Below are 16,321 nucleotides of genomic sequence, written 5' to 3' on the forward strand. Positions count from 1 at the left end.
ACGCGGAATGGCGCGCTGTCTTTGGAGATGCGCGGCCTGACGTAACGAAACTGTCACCCCCGTGTCACCACGCTGCCATTGGTCTGCAATAGGCACCCCGGCAAGCCAGCCCATAGCTGGACCAATCGGGGAACCATCATGATCATCGGCCTGTCACACCGCGCACGCGGCCCTGCTGTCTTGCGCGCGCTTCTCATCGGCAGCGCGATGATCCCGCTCGCGATCGGGATCGCCCGCGCCGAACCGGTCGATGGCCCCGCCGCAGCCGCAGCCCCTGCCCCGCGTGGCAATGCCAGCATCACGGGCACGATCTCGCAGGCCGGCAGCGGCGATTATCTCGACGGCGCGTCGGTTTCGATTCCGGCGCTGGGGCTCGCGACCGCGGCGGATCGCGCGGGCCGGTTCACGCTGGCCGGGATCCCCGCCGGGACGCATGACGTCGTCGTCCGCTATGTCGGCTTTCCCGATGCCCGGCGCAGCGTCACGGTCACCGACGCGGCGGTCGTGCTCGATGTCGCGATGACGATCGAGACCAGTGCCGACGGCGACGAGATCGTCGTTTCGGGGTCACGCCCGATCGCCGAGTCCGAAGCCGCCGCGCTGCAGATCCAGCGGACCAGCCCCTCGCTCGTCTCGGTAATCGCGTCGGATTCGATCGGGCGCCTGCCCGACCAGAATGTCGCGCAGGCGGTCAGCCGCCTGCCCGGCGTCGGCGTCCAGCGCGACCAGGGCCAGGCCCGCTACATCACGCTGCGCGGCAGCCCGATCAACTGGACGACGCTGTCCTTCGACGGGATCAACGTGGTCAGCCCGGAAGGTCGCGACGCGCGGTTCGATTCGATCCCCTCGGCGATCGCGTCGCAGATCATCGTGCGGAAAGCGGTGACCCCCGACATGACCGGCGAGACGATCGCGGGCAATGTCGACATCATCACCCGCTCGGCGTTCGACTATCCGGGGCTCAAGGTTCAGGCCAAGGGCGGCCTCGGCCATGTCGAGCTCGGCAAGAAGACCGAATATGAAGGCTCGCTCGTCGTATCCGACCGGTTCGACACGGGGATCGGCGAATTCGGCATCGTCTCGTCCGCCAGCCTCTATCGCCGCGGCATGGTCACCGACAATTTCGAGACCGATTTCGAAGCGGTCGACCGCGACCTGCGCCCCGGGTACGAGACGCGCAACTGGGCGCGCGAGACCGAGAACAAGCTCTACCGGCTGACGCGCAAGAACTATTCGCTGTCGAGCCGGCTCGACTGGCGCCCCGCCCCCGGCCACAAGCTGTTCGCCGAGACGATCTACTCGGCGTTCGAGGATGACGAGCAGCGCAACAATTACATCTTCGATCTGGACGACCAGCAGTCGCGCACCCCGAACGGCACCGCAGCTTGCGCGGTCAATGCGCGCCCGGCCTCGGGCACCACGGGCTATGCGGATGTCTGCACGGGCAACACCCCCCTGCTCGGCACGGTGTACGGGATCGATCTCAATTCGAACTTCACGGTGCGCAAGTACAAGCAGTCGGTGTTCACCAACACGCTGGGCGGCGATCACGAACTCGGCGACTGGAAGGTCGCGTGGCGCGGCAACTACACCCGCTCGATCGACGACCGGTCGCAGCCTGCGCAGCTCAACTATGACAGCCCCTCGTTCGGCACCAATGGCGCGAATGCCGCCAACCGCCTGACCGTCGGCTATGACCTGACCGATCCGCAGCTCGCCAAGGTGCAGCTGTACCGGACGATCCGCAATGCTGATGGCAGCTTCTCGCGCGGCGACCGGGTCACGGCGATCGAGGATTTCCCGCGCACCCTGTCGCGCCTGCGCTCGCTCAAGGCGCAGGACGTGACCGAGGCCTATACCGCCAAGCTCGACATCAGCCGCGAGGCGTCGGTGTTCGGCGCCTCGACGATCCTCGCCGCCGGCGTGCGCTATGACGACCGCACCAAGACGTCGAACGAATATCTCCTCGACCTGTCGACGCCCGCGCAGTTCGCCGCGGCGGGTATCGCGACGGACTATTCGGCGATCGCTAAGCCCGGCGGGTTCCAGGGCGAGATCCCGCTCGGCTACACCTTCCAGTATTTCGACCGCGACAAGGTTCTCGGACTGGTCGATCAGGCCAAGGCGGTCGGCAGCTATGTCCGCAGCGACGCCAATTTCTACGACGTCGGCGAGAAGGTCTATTCGGCCTATGCGATGGCGACCGCGACGACCGGTTGGGGCAGCATCATCGGCGGCGCCCGCGTCGAGCATATCCGCAACGACGCACGCGCCTTCTCGATCGGCACGGTCGGGACCGGCACCGCAGCGACCACGGTCACCACCCCGATCGACGTGAAGTCGAGCCAGACGCTGGTCTATCCGAGCCTCCACCTCAACTGGGACGTCGATGACCGGATGAAGGCACGACTGTCGTTCAACACCGGCGCCGCGCGTCCGGATTATGATCAGCTGCGCCCCAATCTCAGCTATAACGACGCGAACGCCACCATCTCCGGCGGCAATCCCGATGCGAAGCCCGAAAAGGCGAAGGGCGTCGATCTCTACGTCGAATATTACACGATGCCGCGCGGCTTCCTGTCGATCGGTGCCTATTACAAGGACGTCACCGACGTCCTGTTCGATTCGACGCAGACGTTCGGGCGGACGACGCTGAACACCGGCGGCGTCGATCGCTCGGGCTATCTCTATTCGACGATCGTCAACGGCGGCAGCGGCTATATCATGGGCATCGAGGGTGCGATCCAGCAGCAGCTCGAGCCTTTCACCGCCGATCTCGGACTGCCCGAATGGATGGGTGGCTTCGGCGTCCAGCTCAACGCGACGATCAACAAGAGCCGCGCCGAGACGCCGGGGACCGCTGCCCTGCCCTCGCGCAAGGTGCCGCTGCCCGGTGCGTCGGACGCGATCTACAATCTGATCGCCTATTATGAGAAATACGGTTTTTCGGCGCGGGTGTCCTATCAGAACCGCTCGGCATGGCTCGATGCGATCGGCGGCACCGACACGATCGGCGGCGTCGTCCGCGGGATCGACGGCGGCGACTTCTACTGGGCGAAGGACAATGAGCTCGACGCCAGTGTGCGGTACGCGATCAACAACAATGTCGAGATCTACGGCGATTTCGCCAATCTCCTGAACGGCCCCGGCCGCCGCTATGCCGGCTCGTCCGCCTATACGATCGAGCATGAGACGTTCGGGCGGCGCTATACCGGCGGCGTGCGGGTGACCTTCTGATGCGCGCTTTGCCGCTCGTCGCGCTGATCCTCGCCGGCTGCGCGACCACGAGCGTGCCCCAGACGGCCACCGCGCCGCTGGTCGCGGCGACTGCGGAAACCGATCCGGTCGATACCGCGGCGGATGCGGCGGACGATCCCGCGATCTGGCGCAACCCCGCGGACCCGGCGAAGAGCCTGGTCATCGGGACGGACAAGAAGGCGGGCATCCACGTCTACAGCCTGGCCGGCAAGCGGCTGAGCTTCACGCCCGCCGACCGGCTGAACAATGTCGACCTGCGCACCGTCGGCACGCGCGTGATCGCGGCGGCAAGCGACCGCGCCGATGTCGACGCCGCACACGTCTCGCTGTTCACGCTCGACACCGCGGCGGCGAGGCTCGTGCCGCTCGGTCGGTTCCCAGTCGGCCCGGGCGAGGCTTACGGCATGTGCCTGTGGACGCGCGCGCGCGATCACGCGCTGTTCGGCTTCGTCGTGCTGAAGGACGGGCGGATCGATCAGGTCGCGATCGACGTCTCGGGCACGGTCCCCAAGGTCACGACCGTCCGCTCGATGAAGCTCGCGAGCCAGGCCGAGGGCTGCGTCGTCGACGACCGGACCGGGCTGCTCTACGTCGCGGAAGAAGATGTCGGGCTCGGGCGGTTCGACGCGGATCCGGCGGCACCGGGGACCGCGACGCCGATCGCGCAGGTCGACGGCAGGACGCTCGTCGCCGATGCGGAAGGCCTCGCGCTCGCGCCCTCGGGTCGCCGCGGCGGCTATCTGGTCGTGTCGAGCCAGGGAGACAACGCCTATACGCTCTACCGCCTGCCCGGCGTCACCTATGCAGGGCGGTTCCGGATCGGCGGCGGGGCGATCGACGGGACCAGCGATACCGACGGCATCGACCTGATGCTCGGCGATTTCGGCCCGGCCTATCCGGGCGGCCTGTTCGTCGCGCAGGACGGCGACAATGCCCCCGACACGCAGAACTTCAAGTTCGTCAGCTGGACGGCTGTGCGTCGAGCCCTGCGGCACTAGCCTGCGACAGCCGCAGGGAACGTCTGGGGCCATCCCGCGCTATAGGATCTGGCATCGATCGGCGTATCGAAAGGCCGCAGATCCGAGGACGATGATGACCCAGACCCGTACCGCGACGCTGCACCGGATGGTGCTGCCCGATCACACCTGCCCGTTCGGCGTCCGCGCCAAGCAGCTGCTTCAGGCCGAAGGCTATGACGTCGACGACCAGATTCTGCGCGATCGGGACACGGTCGAGGCGTTCAAGACCGAGCACGACATCGCGACGACCCCGTTGATCGTCATCGATGGCGAGACGATCGGTGGCTGCGATGATCTCGAACGCTATCTGGCGGAGAGCTGAGCGATGGCCCATCCTGATCACCATCCGGTCGCGTCGCCCGTTCCGGCGCATGCGCCACCGCCACCGCCAGCACTGTCGCGGACGGCTGCCGCGCTGATCGTCGTGTCGGTCCTCGGCGTCAGCGCCGCGATCGGTCGCCGCAATGCGCCGGATCCCTCCCACCCGCGGACCCGCCGCTGGTACAAGCGGCTCGACAAGCCCAGCTATACCCCGCCCGATGCCGTGTTCGGCGCGGTGTGGCCGGTGCTCGAGACCGGGCTCGCGGTCGGCGGATATCGTCTGCTCCGCCAGCCCTCAGGGCCACGTCGCACGAGTGCGGTCGGGCTGTGGCTGCTCAACACCGCGATGGTCGGCGGCTGGACCGAGATCTTCTTTCGTAAGCGGGCGCTTCGATCCGGTGCAGTCGTCGCAGGCACGATGGTCGCAACTGGCGGCGCATATGTCGCGGCGGCGGCGAAGGTCGATCGTCCCGCGGCGCTGCTCGGCGTGCCGTTCGTGGGCTGGCTCGGCTTTGCGACGTTGCTCTCCACGCGCATCAGCGCACGCAACCCCGACTCCGACGCGGCGGACGCCCGGTGACCGATCTGGTCGTCTGGCATGACGGCGACTGCCCGTTATGCCGGCGCGAGATCGCGCTCATGCGGCGGCTCGACCGGCGCGGCGCGATCACCTTCGTCGATGCCACCGATCCCGATGCGAGTTGCCCGATCGACCGCCGGGACCTGCTCGCGCGGTTTCATGCACGTGAAGACGGGACGATGCTGTCGGGCGCGGCGGCGTTCGCCGCGATGTGGCGCGCAATCCCGGTCCTGCGGCCGCTCGGCCTGCTCGCACGCAACGGCACGGCGCTCCGCCTGCTCGAACGTGCCTATCTCGGCTTCCTCGTGGTCCGACCCCGCCTGCAGGCCGCGCTACGCGGCCGACAGGCGGGCGAGCGGCGGCGTTAAAGCCCGGCGTTGCGCCGGACGGCGGCGCCCACCGCCGACCAGTCGACATCCTCCCCCTCCTGCGCGATCGCGGCGCGCAGATGATCGCGCACCACGCCGAGCAGCGGCATCGGCGTACGCAGTCGTCCCGCTACGGTGTCGACGAGGTTCATGTCCTTCAGCCCCAGCGGTGCGGCAAAACCAGCGGGCGTGAACCGCTGTTCGACCAGCATCTCGCCATACGTCTTGTAGACCGGGGCGTTGAACAGCGTACCCGTCAGCACCTCGAGCAGCAGCGCCGGTTCAACCCCGCCCTTTTCCGCGAGCGTCATCGCCTCGGCCATCGCCTCGACCGCCGCCATGATCATGAAATTGCCGCTGAGCTTCACCAGATTGGCGGCGGACGGCGCCTCGCCGACGCGGAACACGCGCTGGCTGATGGCATTCAGTGCGGGCTCGCACCGGGCGATCAGATCGTCGCGTCCCGCCGCGACGACGAACAGCATCGCCGCCGCCGCCGCGGGCGGACGACCGAAGACGGGGGCCGCGACATAGCCACCGGCCCCGTCCTGGTCCGCCGTCAGCCGCTCCGCCAGCGCGACGCTGATCGTGCTGTGCGATACATGGACCGCCGGCGCACCGAGGATCCCGTCATCGCCGTAGACCACCGCTTCCAGCGCGGCATCGTCCGCCAGCATCGTCATCACCACGTCGCCCTGCGCCGCTTCGGCGGGCGTCGCGGCGCGAGTCGCGCCACGTTCGACCAGCGCATCGGCCTTGTCCGGCGAGCGGTTCCACACCGTCACCTCATGACCCGCCTCGACCAAATTGGTGGCCATCGCATGCCCCATCTGGCCCAGACCGATAAACCCGATTCTCATGATCATAATCCCTTGTCCGACCGCAGCAGGATCAGCCGCCGGTACTGCCCCGCCCAACGCGCGGGCGGCGCGGATGTTCGACGCGCGGGATCCGGTCGATCGGTCCCGGAACGTCCGGGATACTGGACGTTTTTCCACTTGTGCCTATATACCGACTGGTATGAATAGCTTGTGCACGCTCACCGCCCCCAAGGGCCGCCCCCGCGAGTTCGATCTCGAGGAGGCGCTTGCGGCCGCGCTGCGCGTTTTCTGGCGAAACGGGTATGAGGCGGCGTCGATGGCCGAGCTCACGGCCGAGATGAAGATCACCAAACCGAGCCTTTATGCCGCGTTCGGCAACAAGGAAGCGTTGTTTCACAAGGCGCTTGACCTCTACGAACGCGAAAAGCTCGCCTATATGACCTCCGCGCTTGATGCGCCGACCGCCAAGGCGGTGGCCGAGCGGCTGCTGCGCGGGGCGCTCCAGATGCAGACGAGCACCTGCGATCCCAAGGGGTGCCTGAGCATCATCAGCAGCGTCGCCTGCGGCGTCGAGGCCGAACCGATCAAGGCCGAGGTCGCCAAACGCCGCGAGTCGTCGCAGGCTGCGCTGATCCGCCGGTTCGACGAGGCCAAGGCTGCGGGCGAGTTCCCCGACGGTCTCGAGTCGCCCGCTCTCGCGCGCTATCTGTTCGCGGTCATGCAGGGGCTGGCGATCCAGGGCGGATCGGGCGCCACCTGTGGCGAGCTCAATCAGCTTGTCGACACCTGCATGATGGTCTGGCCGACGCGCTAGGCGCCGGGACACGCACGCCTCCGTCGCGCGCTCCCCTCCCCCCGGCACGGTCGCTGCCGGTCAGGATTACCCTCTGGTCTGTCCGTCTGACGCGATCTGCATTAGCACAGGTCCTTCGGCCGCAGTCTCAGCCGGCGCTGGCCTGTCGATCGCCGCCTTGGACGCCGCCCTGACTACAGCCGAGCGAAGTGCCTCGACGCCATAGGGCTTCGGCAGCAGGATCGCCTGGGGATCCCACGGTACGAGCGCGACCTCGCTGTCGCCGGTTGCGAACACCACCCCGATGCCCGGCCGACGCATGCGGACCGCTTCGGCAAGCTCCGGGCCGGACAGCCCCGGCAGGTTGACGTCGCTGACCAGCACATCGACCGGGCGGGCCTGCAGCGTCGCGAGCGCCGCTTCGGCGCTGACCGCCTCGATCACCGCCATGCCCAGATCGCGCAGCATCTCGGCCGCGCCCGCACGGATCGCCGCGTCATCCTCGACGAGCAGGACGCGGATCGGGACGTCTCCATCCGACCGCGGCGCATCCTCGTGACCCTCCGCCGTGCGCCGCCGCGCGCGCTGGCCGGCGAGAACCTGTTCGAACTTCCGGGCGAGCGCCTCGCGCGTATAGGGCTTGGACAACAGCTCGACGCCGACGTCGAGCCGGCCGCCATGCACGATCGAATTCTCCGTATAGCCCGACGTGAACAGCACCGCGAGATCGGGGATCCGCTCGCGCGCGCGACGGGCGAGCTCGGGGCTCTTCAGCGTCCCCGGCATCACCACGTCGGTAAAGAGCATGTCGATCGGCACGCCGCTTTCGATGACGTTCAGCGCACTGCCCGCGTCGACCGCTTTCAGCACGCCATAGCCAAGGTCGCCGAGCATCTCGACGACGGTCGCACGGACCTCGTCATCATCCTCGACCACCAGCACGGTCTCGGTCCCGCCGATGATCGGCCCACCGCTGGTCGCGACCTCGACGTCTTCGGGGCCCATCGCGCGCGGCAGATAGAGCTTGATCGTCGTGCCCTCGCCGACCTCGCTGTAGATCTTCACATGGCCGCCCGATTGTTTGACGAAGCCATAGACCATCGACAGGCCGAGCCCGGATCCCTTGCCCTCGCTCTTGGTCGAGAAGAACGGCTCGAACACCTTGTCGATGATGTCGGGCGCCATGCCGCTGCCCGTGTCGGTAACCGCCAGCATGACATATTGCCCCGCCGCGACCTCCAGATGGCCGCGCGCATAGGCGTCGTCGAGGCTGGCATTGCCGAGCTCGATCGTCAGCTTGCCGCGCCCCTCCATCGCGTCGCGTGCATTGATCGCGAGGTTGAGCAGCGCATTCTCGATCTGCGTCGGGTCGATGAACGTGTTCCACAGCCCACCGCCGACGACCGTCTCCACCTCGATCGCCTCGCCGATCGCACGGCGCAGCATGTCGTCCATCCCGCGCACGAACCGCGTGACGTTGACCACCTTGGGTTCGAGCGCCTGGCGTCGGCCGAAGGCGAGCAGCTGTGCGGCGAGCTTGGCGCCGCGTTCGATCCCCGCCATCGCGTTGCTGACCCGACGCTCGGCACGCGCATTCCCTGCAATGTCCTTGCCGAGCAGCTGCAGATTGCCCGAGACGACCTGGAGCAGGTTGTTGAAGTCGTGCGCGACACCGCCGGTCAGCTTGCCGATCGTCTCCATCTTCTGCGCCTGGGCGAGCCCCGCTTCGGCAAGCCGACGCTCCTCGATCTCGCGGATGACGCGCGCCTCGAGCGTCTCGTTGAGAACGCGCAGCTGGCGTTCGGCGCGTTCGCGGTGGCTGATCTGTCGTTCGAGCTGCAGCGTGCGATTGACGCGCTCCTCTACGTCGAAGACCAGCACGTAGAAGCCGTTGATCGCGCCATCGGGCTCGACCCGCGGGATGTAACGCAGTTCGGACGCGCGGTCGCCGCCGTCGCGGTGCGGCAGCCGCGCATCGGCGGTCACCGTCTCGCCGGCCAGAGCCCGGTCCATCATCGGCTGCCGTACCGCAAAGGCAGGCTGCCCGATGACGTCGCGGACATGCCGTCCGACGATCTGGGCGGGTGTCAGCCCGACCCAGTCCTCGTAAAAGCTGTTGGCGAACCGATAGACATAATCTCGATCGATATAGGAAATCAGCACGGGCAGCGCGTCGGTGACGATCCGCAGCTCCGATTCGCTCCGCGCCAGCTGCCGTTCCGCCGCCACCCGCTCGCTGTTGTCGATGACCGTTCCCAGCACGCCACCGACGCTGCCGTCGAAATCATGCACCGGGGTGTAGAAGAGATCGAGCGTCACCGCGTGCGCCGCGCCGTCATGGTGGAGAGTCATCGGCTGGTCGCGAAACAGCATGACCTCGCCGCGCATCACCTCGCCCAGCACGTGGCGGTTGAAGTCCGCCTGCTCGGGCCAGACGTCGACGGCGCGCGCACCGATCGCAGCCGGATGCTTGCCGCCCGCGATCCTGGCATAGCCGTCATTATAGAGCATCAGGCCGTCGGCGCCCCACATCAGCACCTTGGCGACGGGCGAGTTGACCACCGTATTGACGGTCGAGCGAAGCTGCGGGGACCAGGTGTCGATCGCGCCGAGCGGCGTCGCGCTCCAGTCATGCGCTCGTATCGCTGCGCCACATGCCCCGCCGGCGATCGGCCAGGCCACCGGGGTGGCGGCGCCGGATCGCCCCAGCCGGTCGCGCAGCAGCGTCAGGGTCTCAGCGGCAACCGCATCGGCGCTGGTGCCGGTGCCGGCAATTACTCGGGCATCGATGAAGCGGTCGAGTTCGGACGCGAGCACCGGGTTGCGGGTCTGTCGGGTAACCATGCCACCGGGGTAGCTCTCCGACCGCGCCTGTCAATCACGCTTGGCATCGGCACCGGACTTGGCAGACGGAGCGAGCCGCGCGCACGACCGACGTGCACACGGCGGGAAGCCCCTCAGTCGACGGGCTTTGACACCGGCCGCCACATCACGAAGGCGAGCGCCACCAGCGGCAACACCGCCATACAGCCCACGATCATCAGCATCAGATTGCTTGCAGTCATCCAGCCTCTCCTTCGTATTTTTACGAAGGCTGACGGGTATTGCCGTGCTTTGCAAGCGACTCGGCCCAGCCGGCCGTCCACCAGCGTGGAGTACGCCCGCGGCATCAGATGCCTTCGGGTGTCACCACGCGACCGGTCGCCTCGAGCGCGCTGACCAGATCGGCGATGCAGCGATCGACCAGCGCGGCATCCGCGCTGCGCACGACGAAATTCGCGCCCGTCCGGCCGTCGCGGAAAAACGGGTAGCTGCCGACCGCGACGCCGTCATGCGCCTTCTCGGCATCGCGCAGCAAATCGGCAACTTCGCTCTCCGCCACCCAGCAGCCGATCGTCTTCGACACGACCGGGCGTCCGCCCTCGAGCGTGCCGGTGAGCGCGTCGAGCATGCCGGCGGTGATGTGCGGCACCCCCGCCATGATGAAGATGTTGCCGATCCGGATCCCCGGCGCGCCCGACACCTTGTTGTCGATCAGGTCCGCACCGACCGGCACGCGCGCCATCCGCGCACGCGCTTCGGTCAGCCCGCCGCGGGTCGCATAATAGGCCTCAAGCACCGCCATCGCGCGCGGATGATGCTCGACCGCGACGCCCAGCGCCTCGGCGATCGAGTCGACAGTGATGTCGTCATGCGTCGGGCCGATCCCGCCCGTGGTGAACAGATAGTCGTTGCGTGCGCGCAGGGTGTTCACCGCCTCGACGATCGCCTCGGTCCGGTCGGCGACGACGCGCACTTCGGCCAGCCGGATGCCCTGCACATTGAGCCAGGCCGCGATCTGCGCGACGTTCTTGTCCTGCGTGCGGCCCGACAGGATCTCGTCGCCGATGATCGTCAGTGCGGCCGTCCAGATGCGTTCCTGTGTCATGGCCCTTCGCATAGCCTCGCAAAAGTTGCGCCGCCACGCTATATCGCTCGCCATGACCGAATATGTAACCGTCACGTCCGACGCGCCGGACGCGCGCACCGGCGCCATCAAGCTCCACGGCCCCGCCGCCTTCGAAGGCATGATGAAGGCCGGCCGGCTTGCCGCCGAGACGCTCGACATGATCGTCCCGCACATGGTGCCGGGCGTGACCACTGCCGAGATCGACCGGCTGATCTACGACTTCGTTACTGCCGCCGGCGCGGTGCCGGCGACGCTCGGCTATCGCGGCTATACCCACAGCGTCTGCATCTCGATCAACCATGTCGTCTGCCACGGCATCCCGAGTGAGAAGGCGCTGAAGTCCGGCGATATCGTCAATGTCGACGTCACGCCCTTGCTCGACGGCTGGCACGGCGACACGAGCCGGATGTACCTGATCGGCGACGTGCCGATCAAGGCACGGCGCCTCGTCGAGGTGACCTATGAATGCCTGATGCTCGGCATCGAGCAGGCCAAGCCCGGCAACCGCATGGGCGACGTCGCGCATGCGATCCAGCGTCATGCCGAGAAGCACCGCTACGGCGTGGTCCGCGATTTCTGCGGCCACGGCGTCGGCCGCCTGTTCCACGACGCGCCCGAGGTCGTCCATGTCGGCAAGCCCGGCACCGGACCCGAACTGCGCCCCGGCATGATCTTCACGATCGAACCGATGATCAACATCGGCCGCCCCGACGTGAAATTGCTCGACGATGGCTGGACCGCGGTGACGCGCGACCGTTCGCTGTCGGCGCAGTTCGAGCACTCGATCGGCATCACCGAGACCGGCCGCGACATCTTCACGCTCAGTCCGAAGGGTTACACGCAGCCGCCCTACGGGTGATACGCACGGGAGGGGGGCGCAATCGCCCCCCTCCCGTTATCCTGACGAAAGTCAGGATCCAGAGCCGCAAGGCGCGTATCTCGTTACCCTAGATCCTGACGTCCGTCAGAATGACGACGCAAAGTGGGATGACGACTACAGGTCGCGGCAGAGGATCGCAGCCTTCCGCAACTCCACCTCGGCGCTTTCACCGGCGGCCGCATCGCCCTTTGCTTCGCCACCCTTGGTCTGCACCGTCAGCTCGGCCGGCCCCTCGATCCGGCACAGGATACCCTTGGGCGACTGGCTGCAGGCCTTCGTCGCCTTGTCATAGGCCGCCTGGGTCTGCTCGCCCGACGGCCGGACCATGAACGACACCATCGACGACCCGCCAAACAGATGCGATCCAAGACCCATCGTATTGACGCGCCATTCGGTGGCCCGCGCGGGCTTCGATCCGGCCTGCTTCATGTTGAGTTTGGGAGCAAGCCGCTCGCAGAAACTCGTCGGTGCCTGCGCGGGCAGTTGCATCGCCGTGCTCCCCAGCGCCGCAATCGCCAGTATCGACGCGAGCTTCATTTACCCCCCCCCCCCGAATGACGACCGCCCTGCCATATACCGGGCGGTATCGACGGGAAGTCTGACGCCGTTTGATGACATGGCAATTGCACGTCGCCAGTCCCTCGCGCTTCGAGCAGGATCGACGCTGGCAAGTCGCCCCCCACCCCGCTAAAGCCCGCCCCATGACCGAGATCACACCGCAGATCGTCGCCGACCACGGCCTGTCCCCCGAAGAATATGAGCGCGTGCTCCACGCGATCGGCCGCGAGCCCAATCTCGTCGAGCTTGGCATCTTCTCGGTGATGTGGTCCGAGCATTGCAGCTACAAGTCGAGCAAGATCCACCTGATGAAGCTGCCCACCAAGGGCGAGCGCGTCATCTGCGGCCCGGGCGAGAATGCCGGCGTTGTCGATATCGGCGACAATCAGGCGGCGATCTTCAAGATGGAGAGTCACAACCACCCGTCCTACATCGAACCCTATCAGGGCGCGGCAACCGGCGTCGGCGGCATCCTGCGCGACGTCTTCACGATGGGCGCGCGGCCGATCGCCAACATGAACGCGCTGCGCTTCGGCCGGCCCGATCACCCCAAGATGCGCCACCTGATCTCGGGCGTGGTCCACGGCATCGGCGGCTATGGCAATTGCGTCGGCGTGCCGACGGTCGGCGGCGAGGTGAACTTTCACGCGGCCTATGACGGCAACATCCTGGTCAACGCGATGACCGTCGGGATCGCCGATCAGGACAAGATCTTCTATTCGGCCGCCAGCGGCATCGGCAATCCGATCGTCTATGTCGGCTCCAAGACCGGTCGCGACGGCATCCACGGCGCGACGATGGCCAGCGCGGACTTCGGCGAGGATTCGGATGCCAAGCGCCCGACCGTCCAGGTCGGCGATCCCTTCACCGAAAAGCTGCTGATCGAGGCCTGTCTCGAACTGATGGCGACCGACGTCATCGTCGCGATCCAGGACATGGGCGCCGCCGGCCTCACCTCCTCGTCGGTCGAGATGGCGTCGAAGGGCGGAGTCGGCATCGAACTCGTCATGGACGACGTGCCGCAGCGCGAAACGGGCATGACGCCGTACGAGATGATGCTGAGTGAAAGCCAGGAGCGGATGCTCATGGTGCTGAAGCCCGGCCGCGAGGCCGAGGCCGAGGCGATCTTCAAGAAGTGGGAGCTCGATTTCGCGGTGATCGGCCGCGTCACCGACACCGGCCGCATGGTGCTGACGTTCAAGGGCGAGACGGTTTGCGACATTCCGCTCGGGCCGCTGGCCGACGAGGCACCGCTCTACGATCGCCCGCACGTGCCGACACCCAAGCCCGCGCCGCTCGAAAACGTGCCGCACAGCAACGACATCGCCGCCGATCTGGTGACGCTGATGGGCTCGCCCGACATCGCCTCGCGCCGCTGGATCTGGGAGCAGTATGACCACATGGTCGGCGCCGACACCGTCCAGCGCCCCGGTGGCGACGCCGCGGTCGTCCGCGTCCATGGCACGCAAAAGGCGCTGGCGATGACCACCGACTGCACGCCGCGCTATTGCTTCGCCGATCCCGTCGAGGGCGGCAAGCAGGCGGTCGCCGAGGCATGGCGCAACCTCACCGCGGTCGGCGCGCTGCCGCTGGCGGTCACCAACTGCCTCAACTTCGCCAACCCGCAGCGCCCCGAGATCATGGGCCAGATCGTCGGCTGCCTCGAGGGGATGAGCGACGCGTGCATCGCGCTCGACTTCCCGATCGTCTCGGGCAACGTCTCGCTCTACAATGAATCCAAGGCGACCGGCGGCGGCTCGGCGATTCTGCCGACGCCTGCGATCGGTGCGATCGGCCTGCTCGCCGACTGGCAGAAGAATGCGACGATCGCGTTCAAAGGCTCGGGCGACATCATCCTCGCGGTCGGCACGCGGCACGGCCATCTCGGCCAGTCGCTGTGGCTGCGCGAATGCCATGGCCGCGAGGAAGGCCCCCCGCCCGCGGTCGATCTGGCGGCGGAGCGTCGCGTCGGCGACCTCATCCGCAACGCGATCGCCGAGGGCCAGCTGTCGGCGGTTCACGACGTCTCGGACGGCGGCATCGCCGTGACCCTGGCCGAAATGGCGCTCGCGGGCGGCATTGGTGCGATGATCGACCGCAAGCAGCCCTTCGACTGCGCCCGCGCGTTCTTCGCGGAGGACCAGGGCGTCTATATCGTCACCGTCGAGGATCACGCGCTGCTCGACTTCCTCGGCGCCGCGCATGCGGCCGATGTCGAGGCCGAACCACTGGGCCGCACCGGCGGCAAGCGCCTGATCTTCGAACGCCCCGACCGCGACGACGTGATCGCACTCGACACGCTGCGCGCCGCGCATGAAGGCTTCTTCCCGAATTTGATGGGGGCCGATGCCGCGCTGGCCTGAACGCCAACGCGGCATTAGTTGCGAGTCAGACGCAAAAGCGCTTGCGACTGGTTCGCATTATCGCTAATTGGAAGCTCTCACGAGGGAGCTTCCATGGTCGTCTGCGTCTGCAATGCCATTCGAGAATCCGACGTTCGCAGCTGCGCGCGGGGCGGGTGCACGACGCCCTGCCAGGCGTTCCGCTCGCTGGGTCGCCAGCCGAAATGCGGTCAGTGCACGTCGGTCGCCCGGGCGATCATCAACGAGGAACGCGCCGCAGCCTAACCTGGCGCGGCGCCACACGGCGCGGTCCCGTCGCCCTTGCCGCCACGAATGTAAAACCGCTACATGCCGCTCAGAGGTGACGGAGTTATGGCAATGCGCGGCGATCCCACGGTAATTGATTTCCTGAACGAGGCGCTCAAGAACGAGTTGACCGCGGTCAACCAATATTGGCTCCATTATCGGATGCTCGAGCATTGGGGCGTCTACAAGCTCGCCCAGTATGAGCGCATGGAGTCGATCGACGAGATGAAGCATGCCGACTGGTTGTCGGAGCGCATCCTGTTTCTCGATGGCCTGCCCAATTTCCAGCTGCTCGGCCGCCTGCGCATCGGCGAGACCGTCGAGGAGGTTCTGAAGTCGGACCTCGCGCTAGAAGTCGAGGCGACGATCCAGCTGAAGAGCGCGATCGCCTATTGCGAAGAGGTGAAGGACTATATCAGCCGCGACCTGTTCGCGCGCATCCTCGCCAGCGAGGAAGAGCATGTCGACACGATCGAACGCCAGTTCGAGATGATCGCGCGGATGGGCATCCACAACTACATCCAGCTCAACTCGATCTCCGAGCATGATTCGCCCAAGGCCGGTGCGGCACCCTATCTGAAGGGCTGAGCTCGTCTGCCGGTCGTCGTCCGCGGCGACCGGCAGCGCGCGCCGGCGGTGTGCTTATTCGGCGCCAAACCCCGATGGGACGGCACGCCGTCCGAACCCGCCCGCCGCGGGACGGCGAGGGACCAGCGGATTGGCCTCGCGCTCGAGAAGCGTCAGCGTCTCGCCGAACAGCGGCCGCAACCGCGCGACATGCTCGAGCGCGGCGTCCGGGGTATCGTGAAGCTCGACACAGTCGCGTGCGATCGTCTCGATCGTCTCAGCGAGATCGGCCAGCGGCTCGGCGCCGAACTGGCGCGCCTCGCCCTTCAATGTATGCGCGGGAATGATCAGCGCCGCCGCGCTGCCGGCGCGCATCGCCGCTTCGATCGTCGCGACCGATTTCACGCCGTCTTCGCGGAAATAGCCGAGGATGCGAATGAACCCGCCGCCAAGCTCGCTGCGGGCCTGTTGAAACGCCGGCCAGTCGACCAGGGTGTTTCCTTCGAATGACACTGACGCCTACTCCCGTTTGGCCGGCCCGCCATGAACGTCGACGGTC

15 protein-coding genes are annotated in these 16,321 nt (G+C 67.0%); 10 read left to right on the plus strand and 5 right to left on the minus strand.

The genetic code is table 11. From position 1 onward, the window contains the following. Positions 1–180: 180 nt before the first annotated feature. The 5 genes from IFT54_RS10310 to IFT54_RS10330 all read left to right on the plus strand — a co-directional run bounded on the left by IFT54_RS10310 (position 181) and on the right by IFT54_RS10330 (position 5,546). Positions 181–3,237, plus strand: a complete 3,057-nt coding sequence (locus IFT54_RS10310) for a TonB-dependent receptor (protein ID WP_192070579.1) — start codon at positions 181–183, stop codon at positions 3,235–3,237. After that, positions 3,237–4,256 (plus strand): phytase, encoded by a 1,020-nt coding sequence (locus tag IFT54_RS10315; protein WP_192070580.1) that lies wholly within the window; start codon positions 3,237–3,239, stop codon positions 4,254–4,256. The genes IFT54_RS10310 and IFT54_RS10315 overlap by 1 nt, the downstream gene beginning before the upstream one ends. A gap of 91 nt (positions 4,257–4,347) precedes the next feature. Then, complete coding sequence (locus tag IFT54_RS10320) at positions 4,348–4,599, plus strand: glutaredoxin domain-containing protein (protein ID WP_244648835.1); 252 nt, start codon at positions 4,348–4,350, stop codon at positions 4,597–4,599. Positions 4,600–4,602: 3 nt separating this feature from the next. Beyond that, entirely contained in the window at positions 4,603–5,178 is a 576-nt protein-coding gene (locus IFT54_RS10325; RefSeq protein ID WP_192070581.1) for a TspO/MBR family protein, read from the plus strand. Continuing rightward, complete coding sequence (locus IFT54_RS10330) at positions 5,175–5,546, plus strand: DCC1-like thiol-disulfide oxidoreductase family protein (protein WP_192070582.1); 372 nt, start codon at positions 5,175–5,177, stop codon at positions 5,544–5,546. Before IFT54_RS10325 ends, IFT54_RS10330 begins: the two co-directional genes overlap by 4 nt. Here IFT54_RS10330 and IFT54_RS10335 read toward each other — a convergent pair. Beyond that, positions 5,543–6,544, minus strand: coding sequence for an NAD(P)-dependent oxidoreductase (locus tag IFT54_RS10335; protein WP_342354802.1), 1,002 nt, complete (start codon positions 6,542–6,544; stop codon positions 5,543–5,545). The genes IFT54_RS10330 and IFT54_RS10335 overlap by 4 nt on opposite strands. A gap of 22 nt (positions 6,545–6,566) precedes the next feature. On the opposite strand from IFT54_RS10335, the gene IFT54_RS10340 reads away from it, so the two are divergent. Then, on the plus strand, positions 6,567–7,181 hold the full coding sequence (locus IFT54_RS10340; protein WP_031441750.1) for a TetR/AcrR family transcriptional regulator: 615 nt from the start codon (positions 6,567–6,569) through the stop codon (positions 7,179–7,181). 66 nt (positions 7,182–7,247) lie between these two features. Here the strand turns inward: IFT54_RS10340 and IFT54_RS10345 are convergent, their stop codons facing one another. After that, entirely contained in the window at positions 7,248–10,004 is a 2,757-nt protein-coding gene (locus IFT54_RS10345) for a hybrid sensor histidine kinase/response regulator (RefSeq protein WP_192070584.1), read from the minus strand. 325 nt (positions 10,005–10,329) lie between these two features. After that, positions 10,330–11,088 (minus strand): competence/damage-inducible protein A, encoded by a 759-nt coding sequence (locus IFT54_RS10350; RefSeq protein WP_037527778.1) that lies wholly within the window; start codon positions 11,086–11,088, stop codon positions 10,330–10,332. 52 nt (positions 11,089–11,140) lie between these two features. Here IFT54_RS10350 and map point away from each other — a divergent pair, with 52 nt between their 5' ends. Further along, entirely contained in the window at positions 11,141–11,968 is an 828-nt protein-coding gene (map, locus tag IFT54_RS10355; RefSeq protein WP_192070585.1) for a type I methionyl aminopeptidase, read from the plus strand. 135 nt (positions 11,969–12,103) lie between these two features. Here the strand turns inward: map and IFT54_RS10360 are convergent, their stop codons facing one another. After that, positions 12,104–12,526 (minus strand): hypothetical protein, encoded by a 423-nt coding sequence (locus IFT54_RS10360; RefSeq protein WP_192070586.1) that lies wholly within the window; start codon positions 12,524–12,526, stop codon positions 12,104–12,106. A 164-nt stretch (positions 12,527–12,690) separates the two neighbouring features. Here IFT54_RS10360 and purL point away from each other — a divergent pair, with 164 nt between their 5' ends. The 3 genes from purL to bfr all read left to right on the plus strand — a co-directional run bounded on the left by purL (position 12,691) and on the right by bfr (position 15,783). After that, positions 12,691–14,910 (plus strand): phosphoribosylformylglycinamidine synthase subunit PurL, encoded by a 2,220-nt coding sequence (gene purL, locus IFT54_RS10365; protein ID WP_166746066.1) that lies wholly within the window; start codon positions 12,691–12,693, stop codon positions 14,908–14,910. Between the two features lie 93 nt (positions 14,911–15,003). Beyond that, on the plus strand, positions 15,004–15,174 hold the full coding sequence (locus IFT54_RS20475; protein WP_037527780.1) for a (2Fe-2S)-binding protein: 171 nt from the start codon (positions 15,004–15,006) through the stop codon (positions 15,172–15,174). Positions 15,175–15,267: 93 nt separating this feature from the next. Further along, positions 15,268–15,783, plus strand: coding sequence for a bacterioferritin (gene bfr, locus IFT54_RS10370; protein WP_042467738.1), 516 nt, complete (start codon positions 15,268–15,270; stop codon positions 15,781–15,783). A 54-nt stretch (positions 15,784–15,837) separates the two neighbouring features. Here bfr and IFT54_RS10375 read toward each other — a convergent pair whose 3' ends face one another. Beyond that, positions 15,838–16,275, minus strand: a complete 438-nt coding sequence (locus IFT54_RS10375; RefSeq protein WP_031395627.1) for an Hpt domain-containing protein — start codon at positions 16,273–16,275, stop codon at positions 15,838–15,840. Between the last annotated feature and the right edge of the window lie 46 nt (positions 16,276–16,321).

Source organism: Sphingomonas sp. CFBP 13714 (genome assembly GCF_014842205.1).
GTDB lineage: Bacteria > Pseudomonadota > Alphaproteobacteria > Sphingomonadales > Sphingomonadaceae > Sphingomonas > Sphingomonas aerolata.

What these genes read in the sequence shown, in the direction of transcription:
- IFT54_RS10360 (WP_192070586.1), bottom strand. Translation starts at nt 12,526, where the DNA reads ATGAAGCTCGCGTCGATACTGGCGATTGCGGCGCTGGGGAGCACGGCG.
- map (WP_192070585.1), top strand. Translation starts at nt 11,141, where the DNA reads ATGACCGAATATGTAACCGTCACGTCCGACGCGCCGGACGCGCGCACC.
- IFT54_RS10315 (WP_192070580.1), top strand. Translation starts at nt 3,237, where the DNA reads ATGCGCGCTTTGCCGCTCGTCGCGCTGATCCTCGCCGGCTGCGCGACC.
- IFT54_RS10320 (WP_244648835.1), top strand. Translation starts at nt 4,348, where the DNA reads ATGATGACCCAGACCCGTACCGCGACGCTGCACCGGATGGTGCTGCCC.
- IFT54_RS10340 (WP_031441750.1), top strand. Translation starts at nt 6,567, where the DNA reads ATGAATAGCTTGTGCACGCTCACCGCCCCCAAGGGCCGCCCCCGCGAG.
- IFT54_RS10350 (WP_037527778.1), bottom strand. Translation starts at nt 11,088, where the DNA reads ATGACACAGGAACGCATCTGGACGGCCGCACTGACGATCATCGGCGAC.
- purL (WP_166746066.1), top strand. Translation starts at nt 12,691, where the DNA reads ATGACCGAGATCACACCGCAGATCGTCGCCGACCACGGCCTGTCCCCC.
- IFT54_RS10345 (WP_192070584.1), bottom strand. Translation starts at nt 10,004, where the DNA reads ATGGTTACCCGACAGACCCGCAACCCGGTGCTCGCGTCCGAACTCGAC.
- bfr (WP_042467738.1), top strand. Translation starts at nt 15,268, where the DNA reads ATGCGCGGCGATCCCACGGTAATTGATTTCCTGAACGAGGCGCTCAAG.
- IFT54_RS20475 (WP_037527780.1), top strand. Translation starts at nt 15,004, where the DNA reads ATGGTCGTCTGCGTCTGCAATGCCATTCGAGAATCCGACGTTCGCAGC.
- IFT54_RS10325 (WP_192070581.1), top strand. Translation starts at nt 4,603, where the DNA reads ATGGCCCATCCTGATCACCATCCGGTCGCGTCGCCCGTTCCGGCGCAT.